At 74.6% G+C, this 19,797-nt stretch carries 9 protein-coding genes; 4 read left to right on the forward strand and 5 right to left on the reverse strand.

The features are described from left to right. Together IE275_RS24130 and IE275_RS24135 are read right to left on the reverse strand one after the other, a co-directional pair. Nucleotides 1–8,741 (reverse strand): type I polyketide synthase (locus tag IE275_RS24130; RefSeq protein ID WP_229870493.1); only part of this gene is annotated, 8,741 nt, incomplete at its 3' end. Between the two features lie 457 nt (nucleotides 8,742–9,198). Next, nucleotides 9,199–9,876 (reverse strand): uracil-DNA glycosylase, encoded by a 678-nt coding sequence (locus IE275_RS24135; protein WP_189713483.1) that lies wholly within the window; start codon nucleotides 9,874–9,876, stop codon nucleotides 9,199–9,201. Nucleotides 9,877–10,002: 126 nt separating this feature from the next. Between IE275_RS24135 and IE275_RS24140 the strand changes: the two genes are divergently transcribed. Beyond that, nucleotides 10,003–11,019 (forward strand): N-acetylglucosamine kinase, encoded by a 1,017-nt coding sequence (locus tag IE275_RS24140; protein WP_189713484.1) that lies wholly within the window; start codon nucleotides 10,003–10,005, stop codon nucleotides 11,017–11,019. Nucleotides 11,020–11,190: 171 nt separating this feature from the next. Beyond that, complete coding sequence (locus IE275_RS24145; RefSeq protein WP_189713485.1) at nucleotides 11,191–12,111, forward strand: sirohydrochlorin chelatase; 921 nt, start codon at nucleotides 11,191–11,193, stop codon at nucleotides 12,109–12,111. Nucleotides 12,112–12,341: 230 nt separating this feature from the next. Here IE275_RS24145 and IE275_RS24150 read toward each other — a convergent pair whose 3' ends face one another. After that, nucleotides 12,342–13,388: a lactonase family protein gene (locus tag IE275_RS24150; protein ID WP_189713486.1), complete on the reverse strand. Its 1,047-nt coding sequence runs from the start codon at nucleotides 13,386–13,388 to the stop codon at nucleotides 12,342–12,344. A gap of 249 nt (nucleotides 13,389–13,637) precedes the next feature. Further along, on the reverse strand, nucleotides 13,638–15,149 hold the full coding sequence (locus IE275_RS24155) for an FUSC family protein (protein WP_189713487.1): 1,512 nt from the start codon (nucleotides 15,147–15,149) through the stop codon (nucleotides 13,638–13,640). A 315-nt stretch (nucleotides 15,150–15,464) separates the two neighbouring features. On the opposite strand from IE275_RS24155, the gene IE275_RS24160 reads away from it, so the two are divergent. Beyond that, nucleotides 15,465–15,941, forward strand: coding sequence for an Lrp/AsnC family transcriptional regulator (locus IE275_RS24160; RefSeq protein WP_189713488.1), 477 nt, complete (start codon nucleotides 15,465–15,467; stop codon nucleotides 15,939–15,941). Nucleotides 15,942–16,114: 173 nt separating this feature from the next. Continuing rightward, nucleotides 16,115–18,904: a beta-L-arabinofuranosidase domain-containing protein gene (locus tag IE275_RS24165; protein ID WP_189713489.1), complete on the forward strand. Its 2,790-nt coding sequence runs from the start codon at nucleotides 16,115–16,117 to the stop codon at nucleotides 18,902–18,904. 77 nt (nucleotides 18,905–18,981) lie between these two features. Here the strand turns inward: IE275_RS24165 and IE275_RS24170 are convergent, their stop codons facing one another. After that, nucleotides 18,982–19,794, reverse strand: coding sequence for a LysR family substrate-binding domain-containing protein (locus IE275_RS24170; RefSeq protein WP_189713490.1), 813 nt, complete (start codon nucleotides 19,792–19,794; stop codon nucleotides 18,982–18,984). Nucleotides 19,795–19,797 lie beyond the last annotated feature (3 nt).

Genomic DNA, 19,797 nt, shown 5'->3' on the forward strand with positions numbered 1-19,797 from the left:
AGATCCCCGAACCGCGCACACACCGCGTCGAAGGCCTCGGCGAACACCGGGAAGGAGTCGTACAACTCCCGCCCCATGCCCGTCCGTTGCGACCCCTGCCCGGTGAACAGGAAGGCCGACCTGGCGCCTTGGGCGGTGGCTCCGCGCACCGCGCCGGCCGTGTCCCGGCCCTCCGCGAGTGCCGTCAGGGCCGTGCGGAGTTCTTCGTGGTCGGCGGCGGTCACGGCGGCTCGGTGGTCCAGCGCCGCGCGGGCGGTGGCGAGTGTGAGGGCGACATCGGCGGGAGCGGCGGCGTCCTCGGTCCGGGTGTGGGCGAGCAGGCGTCGCGCCTGGTCGCGCAGTCCGGGCTCGGTGCGGGCGGAGAGCAGCCATGGCACCGCCGGGGAGGACACGGTGGGCTCGGTGGCGGTGGGCCGGTCGGTGGGCGGGGCCTCCTCGATGACGGCGTGGGCGTTGGTGCCGCCGATGCCGAAGGAGGAGACGGCCGCCCGGCGCGGCCGGTCCGCCGAAGGCCACTCCTGGGCCTCCGTGAGCAGTTCCACCGCGCCCGCGGACCAGTCGACCTGGTGTGACGGCTCGTCGGCATGGAGTGTGCGCGGGAGCACACCGTGCCGCAGGGCCATCACCATCTTGATCACACCGGCGACGCCGGCCGCGGCCTGGGTGTGGCCGATGTTGGACTTGACGGAGCCCAGCCACAGCGGTGCGTCCGCGGGGCGGTCCTGGCCGTAGGTGGCCAGCAGCGCCTGGACCTCGATCGGGTCGCCGAGCCGGGTGCCGGTGCCGTGGGCCTCCACCACGTCGACGTCGGTGGTGGACAGCCCGGCGCCGGCGAGGGCCTGGCGGATCACGCGCTGCTGCGAGGGGCCGTTGGGCGCGGTCAGGCCGTTGGAGGCGCCGTCCTGGTTGACGGCCGAGCCGCGGAGCACCGCGAGCACCTGGTGGCCGTTGCGCCGGGCGTCCGACAGGCGCTCGACGAGCAGCAGGCCGACGCCCTCGGACCAGCCGGTGCCGTCCGCGTCCGCGGCGAAGGACCTGCATCGTCCGTCGGGGGACAGTCCGCGCTGCCGGGAGAACTCCACGAAGGTGGTGGGGGTGGCCATCACGGTGACGCCGCCGGCGAGCGCCAGTTCGCACTCGCCCTGGCGCAGGGCCTGGGCGGCGAGGTGCAGGGCGACCAGGGAGGAGGAGCAGGCCGTGTCGACGGTGACCGCCGGGCCTTCCAGTCCGAAGGTGTAGGCGACCCGCCCGGACAGGACGCTGCCCGCGGTGCCGGTGACGGTGTAGCCCTCGGCCGCGTCGGAGAGCCCGGCCGCGTGGGTGGCGTAGTCGTGGTACATCAGGCCGGCGAAGACGCCGGTGCGGGTGCCCTTGAGTGCGAGGGGGTCGAGGCCCGCCCTCTCGAAGACCTCCCACGAGGTCTCCAGGAGCAGCCGCTGCTGCGGGTCCATGGCCAGCGCCTCACGCGGGCCGATGCCGAACAGTCCGGCGTCGAAGTGTCCGGCGTCGTAGAGGAATCCGCCGGTGCGGGAGTACGTCGTACCGGGGTGGTCGGGGTCCGGGTGGTACAGGTTGTCGAGGTCCCAGCCGCGGTCGGTGGGGAAGTCCCCGATGCCTTCCTGTGCGGAGAGGACCAGCTGCCACAGGTCCTCCGGGGAGGCGACGCCGCCCGGGTAGCGGCAGGCCATGGCGACGATGGCGATCGGTTCGTCCGGGTCGGCGGCCGTCCGGGGGGCGGGCGGCGCGGCGGCCGGCCGGTGGTCGCGGAGGAGTTCGCCGTGCAGGTGGCGGGCGACGGCGAGGGGGGTGGGGTGGTCGAAGACCAGGGTCGGGGGCAGCCGCAGGCCGACGGTGGTGCCCAGCTGGTTGCGGAGTTCGATCGCGGTCAGCGAGTCGTAGCCGAGGTCCTTGAAGGCCTGGTCGGCGCCGACGGCTTCGGCGGAGGAATGGCCGAGGACGGCCGCCACGTGGTCGCGGACGAGGGTGAGCAGGGTGCGGTGCTGTTCGGCCTCGGGCAGGGCGGCGAGCCGTTCGGCGAGCGAGGTGGGCGCCGTGCCGGAGGTGTCGGCCGGTGCGGTGCGGGCCGTGGCGGCGGGCCGGACGAGGTGGCGCAGCAGGGCGGGGAGGGTCCGGCCGGCGGCCTGGGCGCGGAGTCCGGGGAGGTCGAGCCGGGCGGGTACCAGCAGCGCCCGGTCCTGGCGGACGGCGGCGTCGAGGAGTTCCAGTGCCTGGTCGGTGGGCAGGGGCAGGATGCCCGAGCGGGCCATCCGGGTCAGGTCGGTGCCGGCCAGGTCGCCGGTCATGCCGGAGGCCTGCTCCCACAGACCCCAGGCGGGTGCCGTGGCGGGCCGGCCCTGGGCGTGGCGGAGGTGGGCGAGGGCCTCGGTGAAGGTGTTGGCGGCCGCGTAGTTGGCCTGGCCGGGGCCGCCGAGGACGGCGTTGACCGAGGAGAACAGGACGAAGGCGGTGAGGGGGGCGTCCTGGGTGAGTTCGTGGAGGTTCCAGGCGCCGTCGGTCTTGGGGCGCATCACCTGGTCGACGCGCTCGGGGGTGAGTGCCTCGACGACTCCGTCGTCGGTGAGGCCGGCGGTGTGGAGCACCGCGGTGAGCGGGTGCGCCGCCGGGACGCGGGCGAGCAGGGCAGCGAGGGCGTCCCGGTCGGTCACGTCGCAGGCGGCGACGACGGTCTGCGCGCCCAGGGCGCGCAGTTCGTCGCGGAACTCGGTCATGCCGGGGGCGTCGAGGCCGCGGCGGCCGGTGAGCAGCAGGTGCCGGGCGCCGTGCGCGGTGACCAGGTGGCGGGCGACGAGGCGGCCCAGGGTGCCGGTGGCTCCGGTGACCAGTGCGGTGCCGTCCGGGTCGAACAGCGGCTCGCCGCCGGGCTGTTCGGTGGTGGGGGCGGTGGCGGGGGCGGTGGTCAGCCTCGGGGTGGTCACCGAGCCGCCGCGGACGGCCAGTTGAGGTTCGCCGGTGGCCAGTGCGGCGGGCAGGGCGGCCGCGGAGCGGGGGTCCTGGTCGAGGTCGAGGAGGACGAACCGGCCGGGGTGCTCGGTCTGCGCGGAGCGGATCAGGCCCCACAGCGGGGCGTGCGTCAGGTCGGTGACGGGTTCCTCGGGCCGGGTGCCGATCGCGCCCCGGGTGACGACGGCGAGCGTGGTCCGGGCGAGCCGTGCGTCGGCCAGCAGTTCCTGGACCAGGGCGAGCAGTTCGTGGGTGGCGGCGCGGGCGGCGACGGCGGGGCCGGCCCCGGTGTCCGCGGGCCGGGCCGGGAGGGTGAGCAGGATCTCGGGGGCCGGTGCGCCGGCGTCGAGGGCCTGTCCGAGGGCGGCGAGGGAGGGGTGGTGCGCGACGGGCGTCCCGGTCACGGACAGGGCGGCGGCCCGCTCCTCGTCCAGCGGGCCGACGACGGTCCAGGCCGCCGGGGTAGGCCGTACGGCCGTGGCGGGCGCGGGGGTCCACTCCACCTGGTAGAGCGAGCGGGTCGCGGCGGAGCGCAGCTGGTCCGCGGAGACCGGGCGCATGACGAGCGAGTCGACGGTGGCGACCGGGCGGCCCGTGGGGTCGGTGGCGGTGAGCGTCAGCGTGATGCCGTCGGCGGTGCTGCCGCCGGGCGTGAGGCGGACGCGCAGGGTGTCGGCGCCGGTGGTGTGCAGGGTGACGCCGGTCCAGGCGAACGGCAGCCTCACGGAGGCGTCGCCGTCCCCGAGGAGGTCGAGGAGGCCGGCGTGCAGGGCGGCGTCGAGGAGGGCCGGGTGGACGCCGAACCGGTCGGCGTGCTCGCGCTGGGTGCCGTTCAGGGCGACCTCGGCGAACACCTCGGTCCGCCGGTCCGCGCCGGTGCCGGTGTCGCGGCGCCAGGCGCCGGTCAGGCCGCGGAACTCGGGGCCGTAGGAGTAGCCGAGTCCGGCGAGGGCGGTGTAGAAGCCGTCCAGGGGGACGGGGGTGGCGTCCCGCGGCGGCCAGGCGGCGAGCGGTTCGGGGCGGTCCCCGGGGCCGTCGGCCAGCAGGCCGGTGGCGTGCCGGGTCCAGGGTGCGTCGGTGTCCTGCGCCTCGGGGCGGGAGTGGACGCCGACGGGCCGGTGGCCGGTGGCGTCCGGTGCGCCGACGGTGAGCCGCAGGTGTACGCCGCCGTGCTCGGGGAGCACCAGCGGGGCCTCGACGGTCAGTTCGGCGAGACGGTCGCAGCCGGCGGCGGCCGCGGCGTGCAGCGCCATGTCGACGAAGGCGGTGCCCGGGAGCAGGGTCCGCCCGAGCACCTGGTGGTCGGCGAGCCAGGGGTGGGTGTCGAGGGCGAGCCGGCCGGTGAAGAGCAGCCCGTCGGAGTCGGGGAGTTCGGCGGCGGCCATCAACAGCGGGTGGTCGCCGTCGAGCAGTCCGGCCGCGGTGACGTCCCGGTCGGTGGTGCCGGGCAGCAGCCAGTACCGCTCGTGCCGGAAGGCGTACGGCGGCAGCGGGACCCGGTGGGCTTCGGTGTCGCCGAACGCCTCCGTCCAGCGCACGGTGACGCCCGCGGCGTGGGCTTCGGCGAGCGAGGTCAGCAGCCGGGCCGGGCCGCCGTCGTCGCGCCGCAGGGTGCCGAGGACGACGGCGTCGTCGGCCCGGGCGTCGGCGAGGGTCTCCGTCAGGCCGATGCCGAGGACCGGATGCGGGCCGGCCTCGATGAAGACGCGGTGGCCGTCGGCGAGCAGGGCGCGGGTGGTGCGCTCGAACTCGACCGGTCGGCGCAGGTTGAGGTACCAGTACTCGGCGTCGAGTCCGGCGGTGTCGATCCGGGTGCCGGTGACGGTGGAGTAGAACGGCACCTCGCAGGCGCGCGGGGCGACGGACGCCAGGTCGGCCAGCATCCGCTCGCGGATGACCTCGACACCGGCGGTGTGCGAGGGGTAGTCGATCGGCACCCGGCGGGCCCGGGGGCCGTTGTCGGCGCAGGCGGCGAGGAGTTCGCCGAGGGCGTCCGGGTGGCCGGCGACCACGGTGGAGGAGGGGCCGTTGACGGCGGCGACGGTGAGTCGGCCGGACCAGGCGGTGATCAGTTCGCGTGCCTGGGCGACGGGCAGCGCGAGCGAGACCATGCCGCCGGTGCCGGCGAGTCCGAGGAGGGTACGGCTGCGCAGGGCGGCGATCCGGGCGGCGTCGGGCAGGGACAGGGCGCCGGCCACGCAGGCGGCGGCGATCTCGCCCTGGGAGTGCCCCACGACGGCGGAGGGCCGTACGCCGTAGGACCGCCAGACCTCGGCGAGGGCCACCATGACCGCGAACAGGGCGGGCTGGACGACGTCGTCCCGGTCGAGCCTCGGGGCGCCGGGCGCGCCGCGCAGGACGTCGGTGAGGGACCAGTCGACGTAGGGCGCCAGGGCGTCGGCGCACTCCTGGATCCGGTGCGCGAACACCGCTGAGGAGTCGAGGAGTTCGGCGGCCATGCCGGGCCACTGGGAGCCCTGGCCGGGGAAGACGAACACGGCCTCGCGGTCCGCGCCGGGGGTGGTGCCGCCCCGGACCAGTCCGGCGGCCTCGCGGCCCTCGGCCAGCGCGGTCAGCGCGCGCAGGGCCTGCTGCCGGTCCGTGACGGTGAGCACCGCGCGGTGCGGCAGCGCCGCCCGGCCGGTGGCCAGGGTGTGGGCCACGTCGGCGGGGCGCAGGGCGGGGTGCGCGCCGAGGTGCGTGCGCAGCCGGGCGGCCTGCTCGCGCAGTGCCGCCTCCGAGCGGGCGGAGAGCGGCCAGGGCAGCGGCGGGCCGGCGAGGTCGTCGGCCGCCGCGGGTACGGGGTCCGGGGCGCTCGGCGGTGCGGCGTCCGGCCCGTACTCGATGATCACGTGGGCGTTGGTGCCGCTGATGCCGAACGCGGAGACGGCGCCGCGCCGGACGGGCCCGTGGTCGGGCCAGTCGGCGGGGCCGGTGAGCAGTTCGACCTGTCCCGCCGACCAGTCGACATGGGTGGTGGGCCGGTCCGTGTGCAGGGTGGCCGGCAGGGTGCCGTGGCGCAGCGCGAGGACCATCTTGATGACGCCGGCGACTCCGGCGGCGGCCTGGGTGTGGCCGATGTTGGACTTCATCGAGCCGAGCAGCAGCGGCCGTTCGGCGGTGTGTCCGCGCCCGTAGGTGGCCAGCAGCGCCTCGGCCTCGATGGGGTCGCCGAGCCGGGTGCCGGTGCCGTGCGCCTCGACGGCGTCGACGTCGGCCGCGGTCAGCCCGGCGTTCGCGAGGGCCTGGCGGATGACGCGGGCCTGGGCGGGTCCGCTGGGGGCGGAGAGGCCGTTGCTGGCCCCGTCCTGGTTGATGGCGCTGCCGCGGACGACGGCCAGGATCCGGTGGCCGTTGCGCCGGGCGTCGGAGAGCCGTTCCACGACGAGGACACCGACGCCCTCGGCCCAGCTGGTGCCGTCGGCGGCGTCGGCGAACGGCTTGCAGCGGCCGTCCGGCGCGAGGCCGCGCTGGCGGCTGAACTCGGCGAACATGCCGGGGTTGGGCATGACCGTCACCCCGCCGGCCAGGGCCAGGGTGCAGTCGCCCTGGCGCAGTGCCTGGCCGGCCAGGTGCAGGGCGACCAGGGAGGAGGAGCAGGCGGTGTCGACGGTGACGGCGGGGCCTTCGAGGCCGTACGTGTAGGCGATGCGGCCGGAGGCGACGCTGGCGGTGTTGCCGGTGAGCAGGAAGCCCTCGACGCCGTCCGGCGCCTGGTGCATGCGGGGGCCGTAGTCCTGGGTCATGGCGCCGACGAAGACGCCGGTGCGGCTGCCCTTGAGGGTGCCGGGGTCGATCCCGGCGGACTCGAACGCCTCCCAGGAGGTCTCCAGCAGCAGCCGCTGCTGGGGGTCCATGGCCAGGGCCTCGCGGGGCGGGATGCCGAAGAAGGCGGCGTCGAACCCGTCGGCGTCGTGCAGGAATCCGCCCTGGCGGGTGTACGTGGTGCCGGGGTGGTCGGGGTCGGGGTGGTACAGCTTCTCCAGGTCCCAGCCGCGGTTCTCGGGGAAGTCGGAGATGGCGTCGCCGCCGGCGATCAGCAGGTCCCACAGTTCCTCGGGGCTGCGCACCCCGCCGGGGAAGCGGCAGGCCATGCCGACGACGGCGAGCGGCTCGTCGTCGTGGGTCTCGGGGACCACCGGGGCGTCCTCGTCCGGCGCGGTGCCGGTGCCGGTGCCGCGGACTTCGGCGCACAGCCGCTCGGCCAGGGACCGGGGCGTCGGGTGGTCGAAGACGACGGCGGCGGGCAGCTTTAAGCCGAGGGCGCCGACGAGGCGGTTGCGCAGGGCCATGGCCGCGGAGGAGTCGATGCCCAGGTCGCGGAAGGCGCGGTCGGGGCCGGCGGCGTCGGCGGCCGGGTCCCCGAGGGGCTCCGTGTCGCCGAGGACGGCGGCGAGTTCGGTGCGCACCAGCTCGGTGAGGGCGCGCGGCAGTTCGGTGTCCGGCAGTGACGCGAAGCGTGCGGAGGGCGCGGCGGCGGCCGGTGCGCCCTGCGGTCGTTCGTCGGGGGCGGGCAGTTCCAGCGGTTGCGGGTCGGTCCCGGCGAGGGCCGTGGACCAGTCCACGGAGCCGCCGTGGACGTACAGTTCGGCCGTGCCGGTCAGGAACCGGCCGCGGCCGCCCTGGTCGCGGCGCAGGGTGCCGACGACGGCGGTGTCGGCGCCGGCGTCGTCGAGGGTCTGCTGGACTCCGAGGGTGAGGACCGGGTGCGGGCTCACCTCGACGAAGGCCGCGGGGCGTGCGGTCAGCGCGGCGCGGACGGCGTTCTCGAAGAGGACGGTGCCGCGGACCATGCGGTACCAGTACTCGGCGCCGAGCCGGGTGGTGTCGTAGCGGCCACCGGTGAGTCCGGAGTAGTAGGGGATGTCGCAGGGGCCGCCGGTGACCGGGGCGAGGTCCTCCAGCAGCCGGTCGCGGACGGTCTCGATCTGCGGGGAGTGGGCCGCGTAGCCGACGGATATCAGCTGGGCGCGGACCCCTTCGGCGACGAGTTCCGCGCGGAGCGTGCCGATGGCCTCGGGGTCGCCGGAGACGACGGTCCAGGACGGGCTGTTGGCGCCGGCCAGGGCGAGCCGGTCGCCCCAGGGCGCCAGGCGGGGCAGCAGCCGGGCGGCGGGGAGCAGGACGGAGAGCATCTCGCCGTGGCCCATCAGCGACACCTGGGCGCGGCTGAAGGCGGCGACGGCGCGCATGGCGTCGGGCAGCGACAGGGCGCCGGCGACCTGGGCGGCGGCGAACTCGCCCATGCTGTGGCCGACCACGGCCCCGGGCTCGACGCCGGCGGCCCGCCACTGGGCGGCCAGGGCGATCATCACGGCGGCGAGGGCCGGCTGGGTGACGTCCGGCCTGGTCCAGACGGCGGGGTCCTGATCGGTCGTCAGGACGGCTTCGAGGGACCAGTCGGTGTACGGCTTCAGGGCTTCGGCGCATTCCGCGAGGGTGCGGCGGAACACCGTTGAGGAGTCCTGGAGTTCGCGTGCCATCGCGGGCCACTGGGGGCCCTGTCCGGGGAACACGAACACGGGCCGGGCGCTGTCGCGGGCGGTGCCGAGGACCAGGTGCGGGGCGGCGGCTCCGTCGGCCAACGCCCGCAGTCCGAGGGTCTGTTCCTCGCGGTCCCCGGAGACGATCACGGCCCGGTGCGGTCCTGCGGTGCCGCCGGGGGTGCCGAGCAGGGCCCGGGCGACATCGGCGACGGCCCACTCCGGCCGGGCGTCGAGGTGGTCCCGCAGTTGTCGTGCCCGAGCGCGCAACGCGTCCTCGGTGGACGCGGAAATCACCCACGGCAGAGCCGGCGAATTGTCGTCAGACCGTCGCCAGGAAAGCGATTCGTCCATACCCTTGCCCCCGCAGCCGATGGATATTTCACCGGAAAGACACCCGGGCAGGGGTGTGCTGAGACACGAGGGCAATAATTAAAAATTCATCAATTCATCGCATGGCACGGCATGGCGTGACATGGCATGCGTGAAAAACCGCCGGTCGGTATCACCGACCGGACGTTTCGAGCCCCCGTTGTGCATGCGGACGTCATGGACGCCGCACTTTTCCCCGTTACGGATGTGATGACCCCCGGGACGGGTTCCGCATGCCCCGGTGATCAACTCCTCGACTAGCTAATACCCTGCCTCGCCGGACTGTCAAGGTCGGCAAGTTCACAGCGGAATCATGAATTCCGGTCACATTGCCAGGCAATGAAGCCCTCTGACCTTGCGTTCTGGGAGCGCGCGCCGCGGACTACGGAAGGCGCCAGTCCACCGGCTGCCCGCCCTGCCGCACCAGGAGGTCGTTCGCCCGGCTGAACGGCCGGGAACCGAAGAACCCCCGGTCCGCCGACATCGGCGAGGGATGCGCGGACTCGATCGCGGGGAGGTCCCCGAGCAGCGGGCGGAGATTGCGCGCGTCCCGCCCCCACAGGATGGAGACCAGCGGCTTTCCGCGCGCGGCGAGCGCCCGGATCGCCTGTTCGGTGACCTCTTCCCAGCCCTGCCCGCGGTGTGCGGCCGGCTTGCGCGGGGCCGTGGTGAGCGCCCTGTTGAGCAGCAGCACGCCCTGCTGGGTCCACGGCGTCAGATCACCGTTGGACGGCTGGGGCAGGCCCAGGTCGGAGTTCAGTTCCCGGTAGATGTTGACGAGGCTGCCGGGCAGATTCCGTACGTCCGGCGAGACCGCGAAACTCAGCCCGATCGCCATCCCGGGTGTGGGATAGGGATCCTGGCCGACGATCAGGACGCGTACGTCGTCGAAGGGCTGCTGGAAGGCCCGCAGGACATTCGCCCCGGACGGGAGATAGGTCCGCCCGGCCGCTATCTCGGCCCGGAGGAAATCCCCCATGGCCGCGACGCGTCCGGTCACGGGTTCCAGGGCCTTGGCCCAGCCTGGTTCGACGAGTTCGTTCAAAGGTCGAGGTGCCACAACATCACTCTAGTGGCAGGCACTGACACCGCACGCAGACCACCGAAGCCCCGACGCGGACCCCGTCCCGGCACTAGCCTTCCTCGTCACATGGCGGAACGACCTGGAAGGAAGGGGCACCCGCGCATGACCGTCCCCACGGCCCCCGAACGGGCCGACGGCATCCTCGCGGTGGACTCGGGCGGCTCGGGCCTGCGGGTGGCCCTCGGCACCGCCGGACGGGGCGCACTGGCCGAGCGGTCGTCCGGGGTCCCGGTACGCACCGGCGAGCGGGGCCTCGACCCCGGCCATCTGATGGGTCAACTGGTGCCCATGGTCCGGGAACTGACGGCCGAGACCGGCGTCGTCCGGCCGGCCACGGCGGTCGTGGGAGCGGCCGGTCTTGCCACCCTCGGAGACGCCCTGCGCGACGCGCTGCCGGGCGCCCTGGCCCGGGAGTTCGGGGTCCGGACGACCGGACTGGCCGCCGACGCCGTCACCGCGTACGCCGGCGCCCTCGGGGCACGGCCGGGCGCCGTGGTCGCCGCCGGTACCGGCCTGATCGCGATCGGCACGGACCTGACGGCCTGGCGCCGGGCGGACGGCTGGGGCCATCTGCTGGGCGACTGCGGTGGCGGCGCCTGGATCGGGCGGGCGGGCCTGGAGGCCGCGCTCCGCGCGTACGACGGCCGGCCCGGCGGCTCGGCGGCGCTGCTGGCGGCCGCCGAGGAGGAGTTCGGACCGATGCCCGGACTGCCGGGGCGGCTCTACCCGCGCCCGGACCGGCCGGCGGCGCTCGCGTCCTTCGCGCCCCGGGTGGCCGGATGCGCCGCGCAGGACGATCCGGTGGCCGTGGACGTCCTGCGGGCGGCGGCCCGGCACATCGCCGAGTCGGCCGCCGCCGTCTGTCCGGCGGACGGGGAACCCGTCGTCGCCCTCACCGGGGGCCTGGCGGGACTGGGTGATCCGCTGCTCGTACCGCTCGCGGAGGAGTTCGCACGGCGGCTGCCGCGGGCGCGCCGGGTACCCGCCGAGGGCGACCCGCTGCACGGCGCGGTACGCGTGGCCGTCGGGCTGGCGGCGGGGGTGGTCGGTCTCCCCATCGACGGCACACTGTTCTCCGTGGTCAGAGGCGCGCGGGACACCCCGGGGCGTACGAAGTAGTCGTACACGGTTACCCAAAAGGGGGATTGTTCCCTTCAGGGGCAACTCGCCCGGAAAACACGCTGATCACTTCTGATCCACACGTAACTCATCAGACAAAACCGGACGGATACCGCTCACCTGCACCCTCCCCGAACAGGGGAGCCCAGGAAACAAGTAACATGCGGCGCCATGAGCTCCCCCACTGGGCCCGCGTCCGGCCTCCCTGTACGAATGCCGCGCCCCCGACAGCCCGGACGGCACCGCCGCCCCGAGCCGTTGGCGGCGCCCGAGGGCGCACCCGCGCTCGTCCTCGCGGTCCCCGGTACCCCGACCGCCGCCACGCGCGGCCTCGCCGAGGAGATCGTGAGCATCGCCCGCTCCGAGCTGCCCGGCCTCGACGCACGCATCGGTTACCTGGACGGGGACGACACCGACTTCCCCACGCTCCAGGCCGTCCTGGCGTACGCCTCCGAGGAGCGCACCGGCCGCTACGAGCAGGCCCGTGCCGCCGGTCTGGACGTCAAGGAGCCCAACGGTCCGGTCGCGGTCGTCGTACCGCTGCTGGCGGGGCCCGACGGCTCGCTGCTGCGGCAGGTCCGCCAGGCCGTGATGGAGAGCAAGGTCGCCGCCGACCTGACCGATGTCCTCGGCCCGCACCCGCTGCTCGCCGAGGCGCTGCACGTGCGGCTCTCCGAGGCGGGTCTGGCCCGTGCCGACCGCGCCCGGCTCTTCACGGTCGCGACGGCCGCCGACGGCATCATCCTGGCCTCCGTGGGTGGCGAGGAGGCCGTGCAGGCCGCCGGCATCACCGGCATGCTGCTCGCCGCGCGCCTGGCCGTGCCGGTGATGGCGGCGGCTCTCGACCAGGACGGTTCCATCGCGTCCGTGGCCGAGCAGCTGCGTTCCTCCGGTTCGCAGCAGCTGGCGCTGGCGCCGTACCTGATCGGCCCGGAGATCGACGCCACGCTGATCGCCGAGGCGGCCAGGGAGGCGGGCTGCGCCGCCGCCGAGGCGCTCGGCCCCTACCCGGCCATCGGCAAGCTGGCGCTGGCCAAGTACACGACCGCCCTGGGCATCGCCCAGCAGCCGCAGGGCACGCCGGCCCGCTGACACAGGCACCGGCAGCGAAGGACGCCGCACGACGCGAAAGGGCCCGCCCCTCGAGAGCGGGCCCTTCGCTGCGCCCGGGGGCGAGGGGCCGCTGAGCTGCGCCCTCGGCGGGGCGGGGCGTACGGCGGACCAGGACCGGGACGGCGATCGGGACCACGAGGGGACCGCGGTCGGGACCACGCTCGGGACCGTCTCGATCATCTCGGTCAGGGGGCCGGGGGCCCCGTGGTTCAGCCGAGGAGCACGCAGGACGCCGCCGGGACGGGGATCGAGCCGGTGTGGCGGGGCAGGCCCGTGGCGGGGTCGAGGGAGAACCAGGTGACGTCGCCGGAGCGCTCGTTCGCGACGTACAGGAAGGCGCCGGAGGCGTCGAGCGCCATGTCGCGCGGCCAGTCGCCCTCGCACGGCACCGTGCCGACCAGCCGCAGCACCTCTCCCCCGCCCTCCACGGCGAAGACGGAGAGCACGTCCTCACCGCGCGTCGCGGTCCACACGAACCGGCCGTCGGGCGCGACGACGATCCCCGACGGGTAGGCGTCCCCGGCGGGCGCGCCGGGCAGGACACCGGTCTCCGCCAGCGGCTTCAGCGAGCCCTCCGCGGCGTCCCAGCGGCAGACCGTGACGGTCGGGGTGAGTTCGTTGACCACGTAGGCGTACCCGCCGCCCGGGTGGAAGGCGAGGTGACGCGGCCCTGAGCCGGGGCGCAGCGCGTGCTCGCGGTGCACGACGAGACCGCCGCCGCGCAGCGCGCACACCCGCACGGAGTCCGTACCGAGGTCCACGCTGACCGCCCAGCGTCCGCTCGGATCGGGCTGCACCTGGTGGGCGTGCGGCCGCTGCTGGAAGCGGGTGTGGGGGCCGGAGCCGGTGTGGCGCAGGATCCCGGAGGCGGCACGGGCGAGGGTGCCGTCGGCGCGGACGGGCACGGCGGAGACGCTGCCGGAGCCGTAGTTGGCGGTCAGGACGTGCCCGTCGAACACGCTGAGGTGGGTCGGCCCGCTGCCGCCGACCGGCACGGGGGTCCCGGCGGGCTCGGGCACGTCACCGGTGACGCGGTAGGCGGCCACCGCGCCCTCGGCCGTCTCGCTGACCGCGTACAGCGTGTCGCCGACGGCCGAAAGGGCCAGGTAGGAGGGATCGGGCAGGCCGTTGAGGCTGCTCAGGACGGTGAGCGCGCCGCTGTGCGGGTCCACGCCGGCCGTCACGATCCCGGGGCCGCCGGCCGCCGTGAACGAACCGATGAACGCCCGCCGTCCCCATCCGCCGAGATCTGCCACCACTGTCCCCTCTCGGTCCGTGCTGTCCGGGGCTGACGGTAGCAGTCGATCAGCAGCGGTCTAGACCAGAGCGAGCAACGCCCCGGACCTGTTCGCGCGGGGTTTCGGCACGGCGGGCGGGCCCGCGAGCGGCTCGGTGCGAGCGTCCGGCCGGGCGTGCCGAGGCCGACCCGCGCGTACGGGCGGCGGGCGGAGCGGGCGGGAGAGGCGACGGGCGTGCTTCCACGACACGCGAGCCCCGCCGGTCCCTCAGACGCGCGCCGGCACCCGCTGGGATCCGCTCAGGGGGACGGCGAGCTCCAGAAGGGCCTGTTCGAGGGCGTGCAGGTGGAGCAGGACCGGTTCGGTCTCCGTGGCCCGGGGCACGACGGAGGTTTCCGTGCGGCCGCGCCGAGCCCCGGCCGGTTCGGCGGTGAGCGCCTCGACGGCGGCCTCCACCCGCCAGCAGGCGGCGGCGAGGCGGGCGTCGTGCGAGGCCTCGGGGTCGGCGGCGACGGAGGCGAGGCCGCGTACTTCGCGGGCGCAGTCGTCGAGCAGCGCGAGCACGTGCCGGGCGCGGGCCTTGCGGGCCCGCATGGGGGTGAGCGGATGCACCAGCGGTGCCAGGGACAGCCGGACGCGGGCGAGGATCTGCTCCAGCTCGGCCACCCGGGCGGCCGGATCCGCCGTGGGCGACCCGGCGAGCCGTGCGGCGGCCTCGGCGGTGCAGGTGTGGACGCAGCGCAGCGCCCGCTCCACCCAGGCTTCCGTCACGGAGTGCGTGGTCACCGGCAGCACCAGCAGGACGGCGAGCACCGCGCCCAGCGCCCCCACGGCCGTCTCGGTCACCCGCAGGGCGAGCAGAGCGGGGTCGAGCAGGCCCAGCAGGCCGTAGAGCATGCTCGCCATGACCGTGACGGCGAGCATCATCCAGGTGTAGGAGACGGCGGCGGTGTAGAAGATCCCGAAGACGCTGACCGCGACGATCACGGCGGTCGCCGTCGGCGCGCCGTGCAGGGGTACGGCGACGAGCAGGCCCAGCACGATCCCGATGACGGTCCCGAGGAACCGGCGGAAGCCGCGCACGAGGGTCTCTCCGCGCGAGGTCGTGTTCACGAAGACCCACCAGGTCGCGCCCACGGCCCAGTACCACCGCTGGTCGGAGAGCGCCTGCCCGGCGGCGAGGGCGAACGCCGCGCCCATGGTCGCCTGCACCGCCTGCCGGGTGGTGATCCGCGCGAGCCCCGGGCCACCGGTCGGCACCGCGACGGGCGCCGGTACGGGCAGCCGCCGCTCGTAGCGCCACAGCCCGAAGCGCACCGCCGACGACGCCGCCAGCGACAGCAGCACGGCCGCGTACAGCTCGGGGAGCTGGTCCGGGACGGTGTGCAGGAACTGGGCGGCGAAGTAGGTCATGAAGGCGAACACACCGAGCGAGTGGCCGCGCGGGCCCCAGCGGCGGGCGTACACCCCGGCTCCCACGACGGCGAGGAACGCCAGGTCACGGGCGAGGGGCAGGTCGTGCAGCCCGGCCGCGAGCGCGAGCACCGGCAGTCCGACGGCCGGCAGCAGCGCGGTCGTCACGGCCTGGCCGCGCACGGTCGCGTCGGTCACGGTGAACAGGGCGAGCAGCGCGGCCAGGCCACCGGTGATGGCCGCCACGAGCGAGTGCCCGGCCAGGCCGCACAGCACGACGGCGAGCCCGATGCCGAGCACCGCCCGGGAGGCGAAGCGCAGCCGTACGCGCCCCGGGTCCGGCGCCACGAACGCCCTCTTCAGCAATGTTGCCCCGCCCTTTCGGCACCGTGATGTGCCGCGACATGAGAAAGGCGCCGCGGGTTCCGCAGCGCCATTGACCGGTATATCTCAGCACCCGGACGGCTGATGGTTCAACCGATGCCGATACGACTGGGCCAATGGCATGGTGAAAGGGAGCGTCCGACGGCCGTCGGCGGACCAACGGACCATTCGTCCGGCGAACGCCCGCATCCCCGCCGTCGGCAACCGTTCGTCCGCCGAACGCCCGCATCCCGGGGATACGCGATCATGGTGCGGACCGCCGCACGGACACGAACGGACACGAGAGGGGCGGGCGCCATGGCCGTCGACGAACTCGACACCCGCATCCTGCGGCTGCTCCTGGAGCAGCCGCGCACCAGCGTGCGGGAGTACGCCCGGATCCTCGGCGTCGCGCGCGGCACGCTCCAGGCCCGCCTCGACCGGCTGGAGCGGGACGGTGTGATCACCGGCACCGGTCCGGCCCTCTCCCCCGCCGCGCTGGGCCACCCGGTGCTCGCGTTCGTGCACATCGAGGTCACCCAGGGCCACCTCGACGACGTGGGCGACGCGCTGGCCGCCGTACCGGAGATCGTGGAGGCGTTCTCGATCACCGGTGGGGGCGATCTCCTGACCCGGGTCGTGGCGCGTGACAACGCGCATCTGGAGGACGTGATCCAGAAGCTGATCAGCCTGCCCGGCGTGGTCCGCACCCGGAGCGAGGTGGCCCTGCGCGAGCGCGTGCCGCATCGACTGCTGCCGTTGGTGGAGTCGATCGGGCGGACGACGGCGAAGTAGCGCGCCCGGCCCGCAACTTTCCGTCCCGCCGGGACCGTTGACGCCCTGCCGTCCCCCCTTTAACGTCTGGTCGACCGTTCGCACGACGTTCGCAATGTCGAACAATTTGACGGGCCGACCGACCGCCCCCTCCGGGCCGGCCGTACGCCCCTCGTGGACCGGAGGAGCAGCACATGGCACCGCCCCTCAGCAGACGGACCCTTCTCCAGAGCGCGATCCTGGCCGCCGCCCTCCCCGGCGTCGGCGCGGCGGTGGCCCCGGGCTCCGCCGCGGCCGCCACACTCCCGCCGCCGGCCTCCTGGACGCTCCAGCCCTTCGCCCTCGACGACGTCGCCCTCGGTGCCGGCGTCTTCGCCGCCAAGCGGCAGCTGATGCTCGACCACGCCCGCGGCTACGACGTGAACCGGCTGCTCCAGGTCTTCCGCGCCAACGCCGGCCTCTCCACCCTCGGCGCGGTCGCCCCCGGCGGCTGGGAGGGGCTGGACGGGGAGGCAGGCGGCAATCTGCGCGGCCACTACACCGGCCACTTCCTGACCATGCTGTCCCAGGCGTACGCGAGCACCGGCGACACGGTCCACGCGGACCGCATCCGCACCATGGTCGGCGCGCTGACCGAGGTGCGCGAGGCACTGCGCCACGACCCGACCGTGCTCGCCGTCGCCGGACGGTTCGCCACGGCCGTGGAGAACGTCCGCGGCTCCTACCGGTACGTCGACCTGCCCGCCGGTGTCCTGGGCGGCGCGGCCGAGACCACCCTCGCCGCCTGGGTGAAACCGACCCACGACGGCAACTGGGCCCGGGTCCTGGACTGCGGCGACGACACCACCCGGTACCTCTACCTGGCCGCGCGCAACGCGGGCGGGGTGCCCCGGTTCGCGATCACGACCGGCGGCCCGGGCGGCGAGCAGGGGCTCGACGGCACCGCCGCGCTGCCCCTGAACCGGTGGAGCCATCTCGCGGTGACCCTCGCGGGCGGCACCGGCACGCTGTACGTCAACGGCACGGCCGTGGCCCGCAACACGGCCATGTCCCTCACCCCGGCCGCCCTCGGCACCCTCGCCGACCACTGGCTCGGCCGCTCCCACTACGCCTCCGACCCCGTCTTCGCGGGCGCCTTCGGCGGATTCGACGTATGGTCGCGCGCCCTGACCGCCGCCGAGATCACCGCGTTGCAGAGCACCCCGGGCAGCGGCGACCTGGTGTCGTACGCCTTCGACGAGACGTCGGGCTCCACCCTCGCGGACGGCTCGGGGCGCGGGCTGACCGCCACCCTGCGCCGCACCTGGGGCGCGCCCAGCCACCCCGGGTTCCTCGCCGCCTACCCGGAGACCCAGTTCATCCAGCTGGAGTCGATGACCGGGAGCGACTACACCAGGGTGTGGGCGCCCTACTACACCGCCCACAAGATCCTCCGGGGCCTGCTGGACGCGTATCTCGCCACCGGCGACCCGCGCGCGCTCGAGCTGGCGTCCGGGATGGGCGACTGGATGTACTCCCGGCTGTCGAAGCTGCCCGCCACCACCCTCCAGCGGATGTGGGGCCTCTTCTCCAGCGGCGAGTTCGGCGGCATCGTCGAGGCGGTCGTCGATCTGCACGCGATCGGCGGCAAGGCCGAACACCTCGCGCTGGCCCGGCTGTTCGACCTCGACAGCCTCATCGACGCGTGCGCCGCGAACACCGACGTCCTCGACGGACTGCACGCCAACCAGCACATCCCGATCTTCACCGGCTGCCTGCGGCTGTACGACGCGACCGGCGAGCAGCGCTACCTCACCGCCGCGCGGAACTTCTGGGACATGGTCGTCCCGCACCGCATGTACGGCATCGGCGGCACCAGCACGGGCGAGTTCTTCAGGGCGCGGGACGTCATCGCGGGGACGATCAGCGCGACCAACGCCGAGACCTGCTGTGCCTACAACCTGCTGAAGCTCAGCCGGGCCCTGTTCCTCCACGAGCAGGACCCGGCCTACATGGACTACTACGAGCGGACCCTGCTCAACCAGGTCCTCGGCTCCAAGCAGGACACCGCCGACGCCGAGAAACCGCTGGTCACGTACTTCATCGGGCTCACGCCCGGCCATGTGCGCGACTACACGCCCAAGCAGGGGACCACCTGCTGCGAGGGCACCGGCATGGAGTCCGCGACCAAGTACCAGGACTCGGTGTACTTCAAGGCCGCCGACGGCGGTTCGCTGTACGTCAACCTCTACAGCCCGTCCACGCTGACCTGGGCCGAGAAGGGTGTCACCGTCACCCAGGCCACGGACTTCCCGCGCGAGCAGGGCAGCACGCTCACCGTCCGGGGACGCACCGGTGCCTTCGCGCTGCGGCTGCGGGTGCCGGCCTGGGCGACGGCCGGGTTCCGGGTGACGGTCAACGGCCGTGCGGCCGACGGGACGCCCGTGCCCGGGAGCTATTTCACGGTGTCGCGGACCTGGCGGGACGGGGACATCGTGAGGGTGGCCATGCCGTTCCGGCTTCGGGTCGAGAAGGCCCTCGACGACCCGTCCCTCCAGACGCTGTTCCACGGCCCGGTGAACCTGGTGGCGCGCGACTCCGCCACCGGCTACCTGGAGTTCGGGCTCTACCGCAACGCCGCGCTCTCCGGCGACCTGCTGCCCTCGCTCACCCCGGTCGGCGGGAAACCGCTGCACTTCACGCTGAACGGCACCGCGTTCGCCCCCTTCTTCGAGGGCACCGAGGATCCGACACACGCGTACGTGCGGCGGGCCGAGCCCCGGGTGGTGTTCGGGAACACCGACTCGGGCGTGGCCAACCCCGTCAAGGCGGACGGGACCGGTCTGCTCGACGAGGTGTGGGCCGGGGCGCCGTTCGCCTCCAGGGGAGCGCTGGTCGCGCGGGTCCGGGCGGTGGTGAACGCCTGGGTGGCCGCCGGGCTGCTGAGCGCGGCCGACGGGGCGAAGGTGGTGAGCACCGCGAACGGGGCGACCTTCGTGCCCTGAGCCGCGAGCCCTCAGCCGTGAGCCGTCAGCCGTGAGCCGTCAGCCGTGTCCGGCCCTGCCGCCGAGCGGCGGGGCGGCTACGACCGGCGGCGAGGCTTGCCGCCGCCTGTACCGCGGCGGGCGCCGCCCTTCGCGCCCCCGCCGCCCTTCGCCCCGCCGGAACGGCCGCGCGCGCCGGCGCCGGACGCCTTGCCGGTGCCGCCCGCGCTCTTGCGCTGCGCCCCGCCCGGCTGCGGCTTGCGGCGCTCGCTCTCCCGCTCCCCCGCCGGGGCCTGCCGCTCCCGGCCGCGCGTGCTGTTGACCGTGCGGCCGCGGACGATGCCGATGAAGTCCTCGACGTGATCGGTGGTCGCCTCCTCGGGCCAGGACAGCGCGACCGCCGACCGGGGGGCGTCCACGACCGTGCGGTAGGTGAGGTCGCGGCGGTGGTGGAGGCGGGCCAGGGACTGGGGGACGACCAGGACACCGATGTTCGCCGCGACGAGTTCCACCGCGTCCGCCGTGGTCGCCGGGCGCTCGAAGGCGGGCTCACCGGGCGGCCGCTCCCAGCCGATGACGTCGTCGAGGGGATGCAGGACCACCTCGTCGGCGAGGTCGTCCAGGGTGATCTCCTCGGCCGCGGTGATCACATGGTCCTTGGGGACCACGACGACGGTCGTCTCGGTGTAGAGGGGGATCGCGCTGAACACCGTACGGTCGACCGGAAGGCGCACGAAGGCGGCGTCGGCGGAGCCGTCGCGCAAGACGTCGGAGGCCTCGGCGGGGGTCACCTGGAGCAGGGTGAGCGGGACGTCCGGCAGGCGCTCCTGCCAGATCCGCGCCCACTTGGCGGGCGTCACTCCGGGGACGTACGCGAGCCGGAACGAGGGGGAATCCGCCGAGTCGGTCATTCC

This window comes from Streptomyces phaeofaciens (assembly GCF_014648915.1).
Taxonomy (GTDB): Bacteria; Actinomycetota; Actinomycetes; order Streptomycetales; family Streptomycetaceae; genus Streptomyces; species Streptomyces phaeofaciens.

Coding starts and splice junctions, on each gene's coding strand:
- IE275_RS24140 (WP_189713484.1), top strand. CDS start 10,003: ATGACCGTCCCCACGGCCCCCGAACGGGCCGACGGCATCCTCGCGGTG.
- IE275_RS24145 (WP_189713485.1), top strand. CDS start 11,191: ATGAGCTCCCCCACTGGGCCCGCGTCCGGCCTCCCTGTACGAATGCCG.
- IE275_RS24160 (WP_189713488.1), top strand. CDS start 15,465: ATGGCCGTCGACGAACTCGACACCCGCATCCTGCGGCTGCTCCTGGAG.
- IE275_RS24165 (WP_189713489.1), top strand. CDS start 16,115: ATGGCACCGCCCCTCAGCAGACGGACCCTTCTCCAGAGCGCGATCCTG.
- IE275_RS24170 (WP_189713490.1), bottom strand. CDS start 19,794: ATGACCGACTCGGCGGATTCCCCCTCGTTCCGGCTCGCGTACGTCCCC.